This is a genomic window from Variovorax sp. MHTC-1, assembly GCF_003984645.1.
Taxonomy (GTDB): domain Bacteria; phylum Pseudomonadota; class Gammaproteobacteria; order Burkholderiales; family Burkholderiaceae_C; genus Variovorax.
Map to the genome: position 1 here is coordinate 225,204 of NZ_RWKI01000001.1, position 15,374 is coordinate 240,577.

Below are 15,374 nucleotides of genomic sequence, written 5' to 3' on the forward strand. Positions count from 1 at the left end.
GGCAGCGACAGGCCCCGGCGGCTACTCGACGATCCCGTTGCGCGCAGCCAGCGGCTGCAACGCATCGAACGCCGAGAGCCGCCGGTACTCGCCGGGCACCACCGCGTAGGTGCTGAGGAAAGTCTTGTGCAGGTGGCTCTGGTCGCTGAAGCCGGCCGCGTGCGCCGCGTAGGTAACGCGCGCGCCGCCGGCGATCAGGTCGCGCGCGTACTCGATGCGATGGCCCACCAGCAGCTCGTGCGGCGTGAAGCCCAGCGCATTCCTGAAGCGGCGCTGCAGGTGCACCGGATGCCAGCCGACTTCGCCCGCCAGGCCTTCCAGCGTGATGCGCTGGTGGAAGCCCGAGGCGATCATTCGGTAGAGGCGATTCACCCGATCGTCGCCTGCATCCGCGACCGCGACCACGAGCGGTGCAGCGCGCCCGTCGACCAGCGGTGGGTGAATCGGGATCCATTGCGCGAGCCGGTCACGCACGAGCTGGCGGCCGGACGCAGCGTCATCGACGCTTGCGCTGCGCTGCGCTTCGCGCAGCAGCGCATGGCACTCGATGAAGTCGCGCGCGGCCGAAGCCTGCGGAAAGAGCGCGATCTCCGCATCGCCTTCGACCGGCAGAGGCTCGCGCGATGTGTCCGGCGGATTGACGCAGCGCGCCACCGCGAAGCTGCAGTACATCGCATCTTCGCGCCAAGGCGTCGTGCGCGCCTCGACCGAGTGCCACACCTGCGGCGCGATGCGCATCAGCGTGCCCGGCGGCACGACCGTCACGCCCCGGCTGGTGCGCAGATGCAGCTCGGTGTCCGATACCGAGAGCGCGAAGCCGAAGTGCCGGTGCGGCCGGATCTGGCCCTGGCGAAAGCGGTTGGCAGTGAATTGCAGGCCCGCGAGCTCAGCGTCGCGCCAGTAGCAGGAGTCAACGAGTTCCATCGAAGGCCGCGTGCATTGCACATTAAGAATTTACAAGGCGGGAAAGCCGCCCCTTGATAACTTCACAGGCGTCGATTGCGATGCAGTCGACACGCCGATTCGAAGTGCATGGAGCATGCCAGCGCCGGACGAATCTGTGAAGCCGCGGTGTCCAAAACCCCCCACGTCCGCGTGCCGGGTGCCGACGCTCGTGCGAACTGATCTTTTTTTGAGGACGGAGCAACCAATGAGATGGAGACAAGGCGGCCCGCGCGGCCTTCTGTGCGCGGTGCTGTTCGCATTCGGCGCGAGCCTCGCGCATGGACAGGAATTGCGCATCGGTCTGAGCAGCAACCCCAGCACGGTGGACCCGCACTTCTACAACAACGACGCAGTGAGCGCGGTGGTCAACCACGCCTACGAAACCCTGGTGGCTCTGGATCCCGATACCCGGCTGATCCCCGCGCTGGCCGCCTCGTGGCGCACGCTCGACGACACGACCTGGGAGTTCAAGCTGCGCGATGGCGTGAAGTTCCACGATGGAAGTGCATTGACGGCGGAAGACGTGATCTTCTCGCTCGACCGGCCCGCGACCATCGCCAACAGCCCGAGCTCCTTCGCGACCTACACGCGCAGCATCACCGGCAAGAAGGCGATCGATCGGCTGACCGTGCAGCTGACGACCGCGACGCCGTCGCCGCTGCTGCCCAACGACCTCACGCGCATCTTCATCGTGTCGAAGAAGCTGGCCGAGAAGGCGAGCACGGACGACTTCAACCAGGTCAAGCTCGACGCCGGCACCGGCCCGTTCAGGATCGTGAAGTTCACGCCGGGCTCGTCGGTGCAGTTCGCACGCTTCGACGACTACTGGGGCGCCAAGGCCGCCTGGTCCTCGCTCACGCTGCGCATGCTGCCCGCAGATTCGGCACGCATGTCGGCGCTGCTCTCAGGCGACGTGCAGCTGGTGGAGAACGTGCAGGCCAACCTGGTGCCGCAGTTTCGCCAGAACAAGGAACTCGCGGTCTTCGACAAGGTGTCGAGCCGCGTCATGTTCCTCTACACCGACCACCGCGACAGCTCGCCCTTCGTGACCGACAAGGAAGGCAAGCCGCTTCAGAAGAACCCGCTGAAGGACGCACGCGTGCGGCAGGCGATCTCGAAGCTGATCGATCGCAACGTGCTCGCCGAGCGCGTGCTCGACAAGCTCGGCGTGCCGACCGCCAACGTGGCTGCGCCCGGCATGTTCGGCTTCAATCCGGCATTGAAGCCGGAGGCGGTCGACGTCGCGGGCGCACGCAAGCTGCTGGCCGAAGCCGGCTACCCCGAGGGCTTCGGCCTCACCATCTTCGGCCCCAACGACCGCTACATCAACGACGAGCAGGTGGTGCAGACCATCGGCCAGATGCTCACGCGCGGCGGCATCGCGACCAAGGTGCAGGTGTCGCCGATGTCGACCTACATCGGGCGTGCGTCGAAGAAGGAACTGGGCTTCGGCCTGCTCGGCTGGGGCGTCGGCGGCGGCGAGCCCGCCGGCGCGATGCGCGGCCTGCTCGGCACGGCCGACAAGGACAAGGGCATGGGTGCCATCAACTGGAGCAGCTACAGCAATCCGCAGTTCGACGCGCTCCTGACCGAAGCCATGCACACGGTCGACAACAAGAGGCGCGAGCAGCTGCTGCAGCAAGCCGCCGAGCTGGCGCTGAAGAAGGACTACGCGATCATCCCGCTCTACAACCAGGTGGCGACCTGGGCGGCGCGCAAGGGCATCGCTTTCGTGCCGCGCGTCGACGAGTTCACGCTCGCGTCGCAGGTCCGGCCGGACTAGGCGGCCACGCGATGCTGCAGCAACTCCACCATCTGCCTTCCGGCTTCGCCACCGCCTCCGCGCGCGACCTGCATCGCGTGCTGCCGGGCCCGACGCTGATCCACCTGCCGGGCGAAGCGCAGCCGCCGCTCTTCGTCTCGATCCTGCTGCACGGGAACGAGGACGTGGGCCTGCACGCGCTGCAGTCGGTGCTGGCGAAGCATGCGGCGAAGCCGCTGCCGCGCGCCTTGTCGATCTTCGTCGGCAACGTGGAGGCGGCCAAGGAAGGCGTGCGCAGGCTCGACCACCAGCCCGACTTCAACCGCATCTGGACCTCGGCCCCGCCGGCAACGGAGTTCGAGCACATGGCCGCGGCCGTGCTGGAGCTCATGAAGCAGCGCGCAGTCTTCGCCGCGCTGGACCTGCACAACAACTCCGGGCGCAATCCGCTCTATTCCTGCTTCGGCGCGCTGGACGAGAAGCACCTGCGGCTGGCCCGCTGGTTCTCGCCGATCGGCGTGCTGATCCATGCGCAGTCGTCGCTCGGCGCTGCGTTCGCGCCGCTGTGCCCGACCATCACCTGCGAATGCGGCGAGATCGGCAACGCGCAGGGGGTGGTGCAGGCCGCGCGCCTGATCGAGCGCTGCCTGCACGCCACGCCCGAGAGCTTCGGCGCCGAAGCCGAGGCGGCGCCGCTGGACATCTTCCAGGCCTATGCGGTGCTGAAGATTCCGGAATCGATCACGCTCTCGATCGACGGCGACGAGGCGGACGTCCGGCTGCCCGCCGACATCGAGTCGATGAACTTCTGCACGCTGCAGGCCGACCGCGTGCTCGCCACCACCGCAGCGCACCTGGCCATCGAGCCGCTGCAGGTGCGCGGCTTCGCCGACGAGCCGATCGAAGGCCTGCTGCTGCGCAATGGCGCCGAGCTGCGGCTGAAGGAGGGCGCCACTGCCGCGATGTTGACGCGCGACGTGCGCGCCATCCGCCAGGACTGCCTGGGCTACCTTATGCAGCGCATCGCGCATCCAGCGGCCTGAACGAACCCACAGAACGCACATGCTCGCATTCGTGATCCGACGCCTGGCGCAGAGCCTGGTGGTCCTCTTCGCCATGTCGATCCTGGTCTTCGCCAGCGTCTACCTGATCGGCAACCCCGCGGACATCCTGATCAGCATGGACGCCGACCAGGCGGAGCGGGCGCGGCTCGTGGAATCCATGGGCCTGGACCAGCCGCTGCTGCTGCAGTACCAGCATTTCCTCTCGCGGGCGCTCCAGGGCGATCTCGGGAAGTCCTTCGTGCACGGCGTGCCTGCCATCGCACTGGTGCTGGAGCGGCTGCCCGCCACGCTGGAGCTGGCCTGCGTCGCCATGGCGATCGCGCTGCTGATCGGCATCCCGCTCGGCCTGTGGGCCGGTTTGCGGCCCGAATCGATGGCCGGCAAGGCCATCATGACCGGCTCGATCCTGGGCTTCTCGCTGCCCACCTTCTGGGTCGGCCTGATGCTGATCGTGGTGTTCTCGGTGCAGCTCGGCTGGCTGCCCGCCGGCGGCCGCGGGCCGACGCGCGAGGTGCTGGGCCTGCAGTTGTCGATGTTAAGCGCCGAGGGCCTGCGGCACCTGCTATTGCCGGCGGTGAACCTCGCGCTCTTCAAGCTCGCGCTGGTCACGCGTCTCACGCGCGCCGGCACGCGCGAGGCGCTGACGCAGGACTACGTGAGGTTCGCGCGCGCCAAGGGCCTGTCGCCCACGCGCGTGGTCGGCGTGCACGTGCTCAAGAACATCATGGTGCCGATCGTCACGGTGATGGCACTGGAGTTCGGCGCACTGGTGGCCTTCGCGGCCGTCACCGAGACCATCTTCGCGTGGCCGGGCGCAGGCAAGCTGATCATCGAATCCATCGGCCTGCTCGACCGGCCGGTCGTGGTGGCCTACCTGCTGATCGTGGTGTCGATGTTCACCTTGCTCAACCTGCTGGTGGACATCGCCTACTCGGCGCTCGATCCGCGCGTGCGATTGAGCGACCAGGCCGCCTGACGCGCAAGGTCCCCCGAACTCCAACCAAAAACATTCACCATGAGCACTCAGTTTGCAACCCTGGGCGACGAGATCGGCACGCCCGCGCTGCTGCCGGCCGCGCGGCCCGCGAGCCCACCGGCGGACTCGCCGTTGCGCGTCTTCCTGCGCCAGTTCGCCGAGTCCAGGCTGGCGCTGGTCGGCGCGCTGGTACTGCTGCTGCTGGTCGCGAGCGCCGCGTTCGCGCCGGTGCTCGCGCCGCAGAATCCCTACGACCTCGCGCAGCTCGACATCCTGGACGGGCGCCTGCCGCCGGGCTCGCCGAGCGCCGATGCAGCGTCGGGCCGCATCTATCTGCTGGGCACCGACGAGCAGGGGCGCGACATGCTCTCCGCCATGCTCTATGGCCTGCGCATCTCGCTGGGCATCGGCATCGTCGCGACGCTGGCCGCGCTGTCGATCGGCAGCACGCTCGGGCTGCTGGCCGCCTACGCGGGCGGGCGGCTCGACGCCTTCTTGATGCGCGTGGTCGACATCCAGCTGTCGTTCCCGGCCATCCTGCTCGCGCTGGTGCTGATCACGGTTCTCAAGCCGGGGGTCGGCAACGTGGCGCTCGCGCTGGTGGCGGTGCAATGGGCCTACTACGCGCGCACCGTGCGCGCCGCCGCGTTGATCGAGCGCAGGAAGGAATACGTCGAGGCGGCGCACGGCCTGGGCCTCTCGGGCGCGCGCATCGTGTTCCGGCACCTGCTGCCCAACTGCCTGCCGCCGGTGATCGTGGTCGCGGCGCTGCAGGTGGCCAACGCGATCTCGCTGGAAGCGACTCTGTCCTTTCTCGGCATCGGTGTGCCGATTACCGAGCCCTCGCTGGGCCTGATGATCGCCAACGGCCAGCAGTACCTGCTTGCCGGCAAGTACTGGATGTCGCTGTACCCGGGCCTGATGCTGCTCGCGACCATCCTCGCCATCAACCTGGTGGCGGACCAGCTGCGCGACGTGCTGAACCCGCGCCTGCAGAAGCAATGAGTGCCATGACCTCTCCCACGCTGGTCGTCGAGGGCCTCAGGACCGCGTTTTCCACCCGTGCCGGCGTCGTCAAGGCGGTGGACGACGTGTCCTTCAGCGTGAAGCGCGGCGAGATCATGGGCCTGGTCGGCGAGTCCGGCTCCGGCAAGTCGATGACCGGCTATTCGATGCTGGGCCTCGTCGATCCGCCGGGCAGGGTGGTGGGCGGCAAGGTGCTGCTCACGCAGCGCAGCGGGGAACAGATCGACCTGCTGCAGCTGTCGCCGCGTGCGCTGCAGCGCGTGCGCGGCAACCGGGTGGCGATGATCTTCCAGGACCCGATGATGACGCTCAATCCGGTGCTGCGCATCGACACGCAGATGGTCGAGGCGATCCGCGCGCATCACGACGTGAGCTTCGGCGCCGCGCGTGAACGCGCAGCCGCTGCGCTCGCCGCGGTGGGCATCGCCTCGCCGCACGCACGCCTGTTGGCCTATCCGCACCAGTTCTCGGGCGGCATGCGCCAGCGCGTGGCGATCGCGATCGCGCTGCTCAACCAGCCCGATCTCATCATTGCGGACGAGCCGACCACGGCGCTCGACGTCACGATCCAGGGCCAGATCCTGGCCGAGATGCAGGCGCTGTGCCGCGAGTCGGGCACGGCGCTGATCTGGATCACGCACGACCTCTCGGTGGTGGCGGGCCTCGCCGACACGGTCTCGGTGATGTATGCCGGCCGCATCGTGGAGCAGGGCGCAGTGGCGGACGTGCTCGAGGCTCCGAGCCACCCCTATACGCGCGGACTCATCGCGAGCGCCCCGTCGCGCAACGTGCGCGGCCGGCCGCTCGCGCAGATCCCGGGCATGACGCCCTCGCTGCTTGCGCTGCCCCCCGGCTGCGCCTTCCAGGAGCGCTGCGGCCGCCGCGCCGCGGCCTGCAGCGCCGCACCGCCGCTCACGCAGCTGGGCGAGCGGCAACTGCGCTGCTTCCATCCCTTTCAGCCGGCCTGACGAATGCCAACCACTTCCTCCCTCCCTCTGCTGGAACTTCGCGGGGTCTCCAAGCGCTTCGTGAAGAAGCCCGATGCGGCGGCCCGCCTGGCGGGCCTGCTGGGCGCGAAGGTCGCCGACCAGACCGTGCACGCCGTCGACCGCGTCGACCTCGAGGTGCGCCGCGGCGAGGTGGTCGGCCTGGTGGGCGAATCCGGCTGCGGCAAGTCCACGCTGGGCCGCATGGCGGCCGGCCTGCACGGCCTCACCGAGGGAGAGCGCTGGTGGCAGGGCGAGAACACCGTGGCGCTCGAAGACCGGCTCGGCAGCGCGGCCTGGCGGCGCCGGATGCTGGCCGTCCAGATGATCTTCCAGGACCCGTACGCGAGTCTCAATCCGCGGCTGCGCGTCCAGCAGATCATCGGCGAGGCGCCGGTTGCGCACGGGATGATCGAGGCGTCGGACCAGCAGGCGGTGGTGGCCGAGCTGATGCACAAGGTCGGGCTGGACCCGCAGTTCATGCGGCGCTTTCCGCACCAGTTCTCCGGCGGCCAGCGTGCACGCATCGGCATCGCGCGGGCGCTCGCGGTCGAGCCCGCGCTGCTGATCTGCGACGAGGCGGTCGCGGCGCTCGACGTCTCGATCCAGGCGCAGGTGATCAACCTGTTCATGAAGCTGCGCGACGAGCTCGATCTCACCTATCTCTTCATCAGCCACGACCTCGGCGTGGTGCGGCACATCAGCGATCGCGTGGTCGTGATGTACCTCGGGCGGGTGGTGGAATCCTCGTCGGCAGAGGACCTGTTCGAGGAGCCGTTGCACCCTTATACGCAGGGTCTGCTGGAAGAGGCGCCGCGGCTGGAGGTGCGCAGGAAGACCTATGTCGCGATCCGGGGAGAGATCCCGTCCCCGATGAACCCGCCCCGAGGCTGCCATTTCCATCCGCGCTGCCCGCAGGCCTTGCCGCGCTGCGCGGAAGAAGTGCCGGCGTTGCGCAATGTGACGGCAGGCCGATGGGTGGCCTGCCATCGCGTGCAAGCCGACGAAAGCTGGCATGCCGGCACCCCCCGGATGGCTGTGACCGAGAGCGCGCCGTGAAGATCGTGGTGATGTCCTGGCTCGCGCGCGAGACGGTGGAGATCTTCCTGCGCAGCAACATCGCCTACCGGCCGGACCTCGCGGCCAGGCCGGCGCATGTGGCGGGCGATGAGCTGGCGCTGCTTGCGCCCGATGTCGTGATCGCGCGCGCTGCAGACGGCGAAGCCGTCGCCGCGCTGCAGGCCTTGCTGCCGGACTGCCGCTTCATCGTCTGCCGCCTCGCAAGCGCGGAGCCGGCGCGCGACCTGCCGCAACCCGGCGCGCGCTGTGCGTGGGTTTGCGCCTCCACCTGGGAACGCGCGGAGTACGAGGCCTTCGTCCTGGCCGAAGCGCTTTGCCGCCCGCGGCACTGGCCCCATCCGCCGGCGATGGGCGGACAGCCGGCGGACGTGATCCTCGTCGGTGCAGGCGTAGTCAATCTCGTGACGGCGCTCGTGCTGCGCACGCACGGCTTCGATGTCTCGGTGGTGGATCGCATGGCCGATCCGCTGGCCTCGGAGCACGAGCGGCCTCGCGGCGCAGGCGCCACCTTCGGCGGCAGGGATGCGCGGATCTTCTCGTTCAACGAATCGCGGCAGCACCTCGCCTGTTCGCCGCGCTACACGCCGCAGACGCACACGCAGTTTCGCGCCAAGGTGTCGCAGGACGGCTGGCTTTCGCGCGTGCCGGAGCATCTTGGCGCGCGCGAGCAGCAATGGATCCGGCAGCTGGAGCAGGTGCCGCCGTGGGTTGCGCTCGCGTACGGCAACGACATCGTCGGCTTCAACCGGCAGAGCGCCGCGCGCTGGCAGGAGATCTTCAGCCTCCATCCCGAGATCCTGCAGGACGCGCACTACATCGGCCGGCTCCTGCGGGTCTATCCGGACCAGGCCTCCTTCGCCGCGGCGCGGACGGCCGAGGCGGAGATCGGCGCGCTGATCCGCACACTCGACCTGCGGCGCCTGCGCGACGACGAGCCCGCATTGGCCGACGCCATCGACCGCGGCGCGATCGCGGGCGCGCTTGCCGTGCGCGGCTTCTCGCTCAACATCCAGCGCTTCGGCCGCAACCTGGTCAGGCTGCTGCAGGAGCTGGGCGTGCGCTTCTCGTGGCAGCAGCAGCTCGAGACGATCCGGCACGACGACGCCGGTGCGGTGAGCGGCCTGGTCATCGGCGGACAGCTCTGCCGCGCCCGGCACTACGTGATCTGTCCGGGCGCGCATGGCCGCTCGATCGAGGGGCGCAGCGCGGCGCTGGATGCGATCGGCGCGATGGTGGGCATATGGGTCACGTTGCCGAACGATGGCATGCCCTTGTCCTCGCCGCTCAAGGTGCGGCGGCGCGGCTTCGGCAGCGGCGAGGCGGCGCAGGGTGCCAACATCGTGCCGGGGCGCGATGCGTCCGGCGCGCCGGTGCTGCATTGCAGTTCGGGCCATGGCTTCGTCGGCGTCGATGCGGCCGACGTGCGCGCAGCGGACCTCGAGGAGCTGGCGCGCTGCGTGATGCAAACGGCCGAGGATCTGTTCGGCGACAAGTTCCACCGCGCGCGCAGCAGCGGCCTGATCGGCGCTACCCCGGAATATTGCATCCGTCCCTGGACGCCTTCCGGCCTGGGCCTGCTCGAAGTGCAGGACGCGGCGAGCGGCGGCCGTCTCGTCGTCAGCGGCGGCCACAACACGGGCGGCTTCGCCCAGTCGCCCGAGGTGGCGCAGGCGGTGCTGTGCGCACTGCAGGAGAGGCCGCATCCGATGCACGCGCTCTACCATCCGCGGCGCTTCGCGGACGTGTTCGAGGCGAGTGCATGATGCGCGGCGCTGCGGCGCTCGCCGCACCCTCGCTGACGCAGCTGCTGCTCCACGGCTTGCGCCACGGCCATGCCGAGATGCTGGTGCAGGCCGACGCCTGTCGCGTGACGCGCAGCGAGTTCGAGCAGCGCGTCGTGGCGCAGATCGCGCGCTTGCGTGGACACGGCGCCACGCAGGGGACGCGCGTGCTGCTGCACGGTGTCGCCACGCCGTCGCTCGTCGCGATGCTGGTGGCCTGCCTGCTCGAAGGCCTGGTGGTGGTGCCGATCGACGCGACGCTGCCCGCGCAGCGCAAGCAGGCGATGGTGCAGGCGGCAGCGCCGACGCTCAGCTTCGACTTCACGCAGGACGAGGCCGAAGCCTGGTCCGGCACACCTGGCCTGGGCCTGAGCGACATGGTCTTGCCGCAGGTGGCGCAGGACGCCCCGTGCTACGTCTTCTTCACCTCCGGAACCACCGGTCGGCCGAAAGGCATCGTCGGCCGGCGCGGCGGACTCGCGCACTTCCTGGCCTGGGAGGCGGGGGTGCTGGGCCTCGCGCCGGGCGAGCGCGTCGGCATGCTCACGCGCCTGTCCTTCGACGTGGTGCTGCGCGACCTGCTGCTGCCCATCGTCGCCGGCGTCACGGGCTGCGTCCCGCCGCAGGGCGAGGTTCAGAGCCCCGCGCAGGTGCTGGAGTGGCTGGCAGACATGCAGGTCAGCGTGATGCACACGGTGCCCTCGCTCGCCCGGAGCTACCTGGCCGCGCGTCCTGCCGGCTTTCGCAACGATGTGCTGCGCCACACGCTCTTTGCCGGCGAGCCGCTCACCGGCGCGCTGGTCGAGCGCTGGCGCGCCGCCTTCGCGCGCAGCGCGGTGCACAACCTCTACGGTCCGACGGAGACGACGCTCGCCAAGTTCTGGGCGTTGGTCCCCGACCCAGCGCCGGAGGGCATCCAGTCCTGCGGCATGCCGCTGCCGCAGACCTCGGTGCGCATCGTCGACGAAGAGGTCGCGCCCGTGCCCGCTGGGCAGCTCGGCGAGGTACTGATCCGGACCGTCCACCGGTCGCTCGGCTACCTTGATCCGTCCGAGCCTGCCGCGCGCAGCTTCGTCGAGCACGAGGGCGTGCCCGGCTACCTGAGCGGCGACCTCGGCTGGCTCGACGCGCAGGGCGCGCTGCACCTGCGGGGGCGCAAGGACCACCAGCTCAAGATCCTCGGCACGCGCATCGAGCCGGTAGGCGTCGCAGCGGTGCTGCAAGCCCACCCGGACGTGGACGATGCCGCCGTGGTCTGCGTGACGGACGACGCCGGCGATGCGCAGCTGGTTGCGTACTTCACGACCGCAAGCGATGCCGAAGCCGTCCGCCGGCGCCTGCGGCCCTACATGGCCGAGCGATTGCCCGCGGCGGCGGTGCCGAACCGGTTCATCGCGCTCGACGTGCTGCCCGTCACGGCCAACGGCAAGCTCGATCGATCGCGCCTGCCCGCTCCCTCGAGCGCCTCGCCCGACGCGCCGCTTTTCGATGACCCGCTGGCGCAGGCAGTGGCCGACGCCATGGCGGCCGCGCTCGGCGTGGGGCTGGTCGGCGCGGCCGACGACTTCTTCGCGCTCGGCGGCGATTCGCTGGCCGCGGTGCAGCTGTGCATCGAGCTCGAAACGCGCTCGGCAATGCATCTGCAGCCCGCGGCCCTGCTGCATGCAGCGTCGCCGAGCGAGATCGCGAACCATCTTCGCGCGCATGGCGGCAAGGCGCCCGAGCCCATCCCGGCCGCGCCGCGCACGACCTGGTTCGAACTCAGCCCGCAGCAGCGCCGCTACTTCCGCACCTTCTGCGCGGGCGGCAATGGCAACTGGTGCAATATGGTCGCTGTCTTCGACCTGCCGCCCGCCACCGGCCGCCATGCGCTGCAGCACGCACTCGCCGAGATCGCGCTCAAGCACAACAGCCTGCGCCTGCGCTTTGCCCAGGACGAGCGCGGCACGGTGATGCAGTCGATCGATCCGGGCTCCGACTTCGACGTGCGCGTCTGCGATCTGAGTGCCGAAGCGCACGCGCACGTGGCCGCGACGATCGAAGCCCTGCGCATTGCCGAGGGTGAGCAGGCGATCGCGCTCTTCGGCGTCGGCCCCCTGTTCCGCGCCACGCTGCTGCTGCTGCCGGACGATGCGCGCAAGCTGCTGTGGACGGTGCATCACCTCGTGAGCGACGGCACCAGCCAGGGCTTGTTCGCGCAAGAGCTCGCTGCGCAGTTGGCCGGCGACAAGACCGAGGTGCCGCCGTCCTTCCGGGACATGGCAGCGTCTGCGCAGCGCAGGCCGGGCCAGGATGCGGCGCGCGCGTACTTCCGCGCGCTGATGAGTCCGCCCCGCACGCACCGCTACCTGCCGCCGATGGTCGAGTGCGCCGATCCGCAGCGCTGCCTGGCGCTCGAGACATCGCTGGCGGCGCCGTTGCGGGCCATGCTGCGCAGCGCAGCGCGCCGGCAGCGCTGCACGCCGTACGTATTCTTCGTCGCTGCGTATTTCCGGCTCGCGGCCTCGCTTGCGCGGCAAGAGGACATCGCCATCCTCACGCCCCTGGCGGGCCGCGCCCATCCGCAGATCGCGCGCGCCATCGGCGACTTCATCAACCTCGTGCCGCTGCGCGTGATGCAGGTTCACCGCCTGAAGCCGCGCGAGCTCCTCGCTGCAGTCCGCGCGCAGATCGAAGGCGCCGCCGCGCACCAGGCCTGGCAGTTCGACGAGCTGCTGGACGACCTGGGCATCGCTTTCGACCCGGACCGCAATCCGCTGACCGGCTTCTCGCTCAACTTCATGCCGAACAAGTCCACCGGTTCGGCCGCGGCGCTTCGGCATGCCGATCGCGGCTACCGGCTCAAGTACGACCTGCTGTTCCTGGTGCGCGACCACAGCGATGTCACGAACCTCGAGGTCCAGTACCGTGCCGGTCTCCTTTCGCCCGCCGCGGTGGAGCGCGTGGCCGAGGACTACAGCCACCACCTGGAGATGCTTTGCCATGCCTGAGACAACCAAGCCGCCGGCCGCGGAGTACGCCTTGCTGCTGCTGCTCGCCACGCTCTGGGGTGGCTCGTTCACGCTCATCAAGGTGGCGCTTGCGGACTACCCGCCGGCCTCGCTGGTCGCGCTTCGCGTCCTCGTCGGCGGGCTGGTGCTCGCAGCGCTCGCGGCCGCCAAAGGCCTCGCGTTCCCGCGCAGCTTGCGCCGCTGGGGTGAGCTCTTCGTGCAAGGCCTGCTGCAGGGCGCGCTGCCCTTCACGCTGATCAGCTGGGGCGAGCTGCACATCGCGAGCAGCCTGGCCGGCGTCATCAATTCGACGGTGCCGATGTTCGCGTTCATGCTGTCGGTTTTCGTGCTCGGTTCGGCGCCCTTCGTGCCGCGCAAGTTCGCGGGCGTCGTGCTGGGGCTGCTCGGCGTGCTCGTGATCGCCGGCGCGGAGGCAATCGGCGCGCTCGAAGGCACGAACCTGCTCGCGGTGCTGGCCGTGCTCGGCGCGAGCGTGTCCTATGCCTGCGGCGCGGTTTTCGGCCACCGCTTCGACGACCAGCCGCCGCTGGTGACGGCGGCGGCCTCGCTGCTGTGCGGCAGCATGCTGATGGTTCCGATCAGCCTGGCGGTCGACCGGCCATGGACCCTCGCGCCCGGCTTCGAGACCACGTTGGCGGCGCTCGGCCTGGCGCTGCTCTCGACCGCGCTGACCAGCGTGATCTTTTTCCGGCTCATCCGCACGCTGGGCTCGGTGGCCACGACCAGCAATGCCTACCTGCGTGCGCTGTTCAGCGTGCTGTTCGGCGTCTTCTTCCTGTCCGAGCCGCTCGGCTGGAATGTCGTGCTGGCCGCGGCGCTGATCCTCGGCGGCGTGGCCTTGATCACCTGGAAGGGCGGGACGGCGTCGCCCGCCGGCGCCGCGCAAGGGCAGGGCGCGCGTTCATGACGATCGAACTCGCCATCGTCGGCGCCGGGCCCTGGGGCGTGGCCGTGCTGGACCGCCTGGTGACGACGGCGCGGCGGAAGCCAGAGCTGCAGGTCGCGTTGAACGTCATCGATCCTGCCGGGCCGGGACCGGGGGTGCATCGGCCGGAGCTGCCTTCGTTCCTGCTCCTCAACACGGTGTCGGGCCAGATCGACAGTTTCAGCGCCTCCCACTTCGGCGAGGCACCGCTGCCCGGCGCCGCGAGCTTCGTGGAGTGGCTGCGGGCGGCGCGCGCCATCGAGGCCGATCCCCACGGCTTCCTGCCGCGGGCGCTCTTCGGCGAATACCTGCGCCACGTGGTCGAGGTGCTGCAGAGGCAAGCGCCTTGCAACCTCGCGCTGCGCATGGTGCGCGCGTCGGTGTCGGAGCTCTCGCTCGCGGCAGAAGGCCGGGTTCGCGTGGTGCTCGACGACGCTTCTTCGCTGACCGTGGACCACGCATTCGTCTGCACCGGCCACGGGCTCGCGGACCCGCCGGACCCGCCGCCCAGCGTGGCAGCGATCGCCGCCTATCCGGTCGCCGGACTCGAGCGCATCGAGCCTGGGAGCGCAGTGGGCATTGCCGGCAGCGGCCTCGTGGCCGTCGATGTCGTGGCGGCACTGACGCATGGCCGCGACGGGCGCTTCATCGAGGGCGGGGACGGTGCGCTGCGCTACCTGCCCAGCGGCAGGGAGCCCGTGATGTACGTTCATTCGCGCACCGGCACGCCCTTCGCATGCCGCCCCGCGGTGTCCTTCGATCTCTCGACCGTGCATCGCCCGCTCTTCTGCACCGAAGCGCACCTCGCCGTTCGACGCGCGGTGCGGGGCAGGGCGGGGCTGCAGCTCGAAGAAGACGTGCTCGCACCGATCTGCGCCGAGATGCGGTCTGCCTACCTGTTCCGCGCGCTGGCGATCGCGCAGGGCGAGCAGGCCGCCGCGGCGTGCCACGAAGCGCTGTCCGCGCTGGCTTTCTCCGACGTGCGCGAGGCGTGCCTTCGTCGATGGCCGGCGATGGCGTCGTTCTGCCCCGAGCAGCTGCTGATGCCCGACCCGCGCGCCAGCTGGAACTCGGCCGCCGCCTTTGCTGCCGGCTTCGAAGAGCGCCTGGATTTCGACGTGGCAGAGGCGCGCAAGGGCGAGGCGGGCAGTCCGTACAAGTACGCCTTGGAGATGCTGCGCGTGCTGCGGCCTTTCATTCGCGAGGGCGTGGAGTTCGATGCGCTCGCGCCGGCCTCGCGACGCCTGTTCCATGGCCGCGTCGCGCCGCGCATTCAACAACTGGTGGTCGGTCCGCCGGTGTCGCGCGGCCGGGAGTGGCTGGCGCTGATGCGATGCGGCCTGCTGCGGCCGGAGCTCGGGCCGTCGCCGGCGATCGAGCGCGATCCCGCGCGCGGCTTGTGGCGCGCGCGCAGCCGCGCCTTCGACGTGCCGCTCGTGAGCGTCCTCGAACAGTGGGTGGATGGCCGCGCCCCGCAGCCCGTGGCCGAGCGCGGTGGACCTTCTCTTCTTTCGGCGATGGTTCGCTCGGGCCTGGTTGCAGCGACACCCGCTTCACCGGCCTGCATCGACCGGTCGGGCCACCCGATCGACGCGACCGGCCTCTCTGTGCGTGCGATCACGCTGCTGGGCGTGCCTGTGGAAGGCAACAGCTACTTCAACCATTACCTTCCGTCGCCGCGCAGCCGCGCACGTGTGTACGAAAGCATTCAGATCGCCATCGACGAGCTCCTTTCGAGGCTGCCCGCACCCGTGGAAGGCGCGTCGCTCGGCGTCGGAAGCTAAGAATTTACAAGGCGCCGTCACGGGCGTTTGGTAA

General features: G+C 69.7%; 11 protein-coding genes. 10 read left to right on the forward strand and 1 reads right to left on the reverse strand.

Going from position 1 to position 15,374, the window contains the following annotated elements; all coding sequences use genetic code 11:
• Positions 1-21 precede the first annotated feature (21 nt).
• On the reverse strand, positions 22-924 hold the full coding sequence (locus EJI01_RS01055; protein WP_126835258.1) for a helix-turn-helix domain-containing protein: 903 nt from the start codon (positions 922-924) through the stop codon (positions 22-24).
• A 226-nt stretch (positions 925-1,150) separates the two neighbouring features.
• Here EJI01_RS01055 and EJI01_RS01060 point away from each other — a divergent pair, with 226 nt between their 5' ends.
• The 10 genes from EJI01_RS01060 to EJI01_RS01100 are packed head-to-tail and all read left to right on the forward strand — an operon-like array spanning position 1,151 to position 15,340.
• A complete protein-coding gene (locus tag EJI01_RS01060; RefSeq protein ID WP_126835259.1) occupies positions 1,151-2,728 on the forward strand; it encodes an ABC transporter substrate-binding protein in 1,578 nt (525 codons plus the stop codon).
• A gap of 11 nt (positions 2,729-2,739) precedes the next feature.
• Complete coding sequence (locus tag EJI01_RS01065; RefSeq protein WP_126835260.1) at positions 2,740-3,750, forward strand: M14 family metallopeptidase; 1,011 nt, start codon at positions 2,740-2,742, stop codon at positions 3,748-3,750.
• A gap of 19 nt (positions 3,751-3,769) precedes the next feature.
• Positions 3,770-4,747, forward strand: coding sequence for an ABC transporter permease (locus EJI01_RS01070; protein WP_126835261.1), 978 nt, complete (start codon positions 3,770-3,772; stop codon positions 4,745-4,747).
• A 39-nt stretch (positions 4,748-4,786) separates the two neighbouring features.
• The gene (locus EJI01_RS01075) at positions 4,787-5,752 is read left to right on the forward strand and encodes an ABC transporter permease (protein WP_126835262.1); all 966 of its coding nucleotides are present in this window, start codon (positions 4,787-4,789) and stop codon (positions 5,750-5,752) included.
• A gap of 5 nt (positions 5,753-5,757) precedes the next feature.
• The gene (locus EJI01_RS01080; RefSeq protein WP_126835263.1) at positions 5,758-6,741 is read left to right on the forward strand and encodes an ABC transporter ATP-binding protein; all 984 of its coding nucleotides are present in this window, start codon (positions 5,758-5,760) and stop codon (positions 6,739-6,741) included.
• A 3-nt stretch (positions 6,742-6,744) separates the two neighbouring features.
• Positions 6,745-7,818 carry an ABC transporter ATP-binding protein gene (locus EJI01_RS01085; protein WP_126835264.1) on the forward strand — a complete coding sequence of 358 codons (1,074 nt, stop codon included), beginning with the start codon at positions 6,745-6,747 and terminating at the stop codon, positions 7,816-7,818.
• Positions 7,815-9,602, forward strand: a complete 1,788-nt coding sequence (locus EJI01_RS28600; protein ID WP_185878777.1) for an FAD-dependent oxidoreductase — start codon at positions 7,815-7,817, stop codon at positions 9,600-9,602. The genes EJI01_RS01085 and EJI01_RS28600 overlap by 4 nt, the downstream gene beginning before the upstream one ends.
• Positions 9,599-12,610 carry an AMP-binding protein gene (locus tag EJI01_RS01090; protein ID WP_185878778.1) on the forward strand — a complete coding sequence of 1,004 codons (3,012 nt, stop codon included), beginning with the start codon at positions 9,599-9,601 and terminating at the stop codon, positions 12,608-12,610. The genes EJI01_RS28600 and EJI01_RS01090 overlap by 4 nt, the downstream gene beginning before the upstream one ends.
• Positions 12,603-13,538 (forward strand): DMT family transporter, encoded by a 936-nt coding sequence (locus tag EJI01_RS01095; RefSeq protein ID WP_126835266.1) that lies wholly within the window; start codon positions 12,603-12,605, stop codon positions 13,536-13,538. The genes EJI01_RS01090 and EJI01_RS01095 overlap by 8 nt, the downstream gene beginning before the upstream one ends.
• Entirely contained in the window at positions 13,535-15,340 is a 1,806-nt protein-coding gene (locus tag EJI01_RS01100) for an FAD/NAD(P)-binding protein (protein WP_126835267.1), read from the forward strand. Before EJI01_RS01095 ends, EJI01_RS01100 begins: the two co-directional genes overlap by 4 nt.
• The last annotated feature ends 34 nt before the right edge of the window (positions 15,341-15,374 follow it).

Coding starts and splice junctions, on each gene's coding strand:
- EJI01_RS01055 (WP_126835258.1), bottom strand. CDS start 924: ATGGAACTCGTTGACTCCTGCTACTGGCGCGACGCTGAGCTCGCGGGC.
- EJI01_RS01060 (WP_126835259.1), top strand. CDS start 1,151: ATGAGATGGAGACAAGGCGGCCCGCGCGGCCTTCTGTGCGCGGTGCTG.
- EJI01_RS01065 (WP_126835260.1), top strand. CDS start 2,740: ATGCTGCAGCAACTCCACCATCTGCCTTCCGGCTTCGCCACCGCCTCC.
- EJI01_RS01070 (WP_126835261.1), top strand. CDS start 3,770: ATGCTCGCATTCGTGATCCGACGCCTGGCGCAGAGCCTGGTGGTCCTC.
- EJI01_RS01075 (WP_126835262.1), top strand. CDS start 4,787: ATGAGCACTCAGTTTGCAACCCTGGGCGACGAGATCGGCACGCCCGCG.
- EJI01_RS01080 (WP_126835263.1), top strand. CDS start 5,758: ATGACCTCTCCCACGCTGGTCGTCGAGGGCCTCAGGACCGCGTTTTCC.
- EJI01_RS01085 (WP_126835264.1), top strand. CDS start 6,745: ATGCCAACCACTTCCTCCCTCCCTCTGCTGGAACTTCGCGGGGTCTCC.
- EJI01_RS01090 (WP_185878778.1), top strand. CDS start 9,599: ATGATGCGCGGCGCTGCGGCGCTCGCCGCACCCTCGCTGACGCAGCTG.
- EJI01_RS01095 (WP_126835266.1), top strand. CDS start 12,603: ATGCCTGAGACAACCAAGCCGCCGGCCGCGGAGTACGCCTTGCTGCTG.
- EJI01_RS01100 (WP_126835267.1), top strand. CDS start 13,535: ATGACGATCGAACTCGCCATCGTCGGCGCCGGGCCCTGGGGCGTGGCC.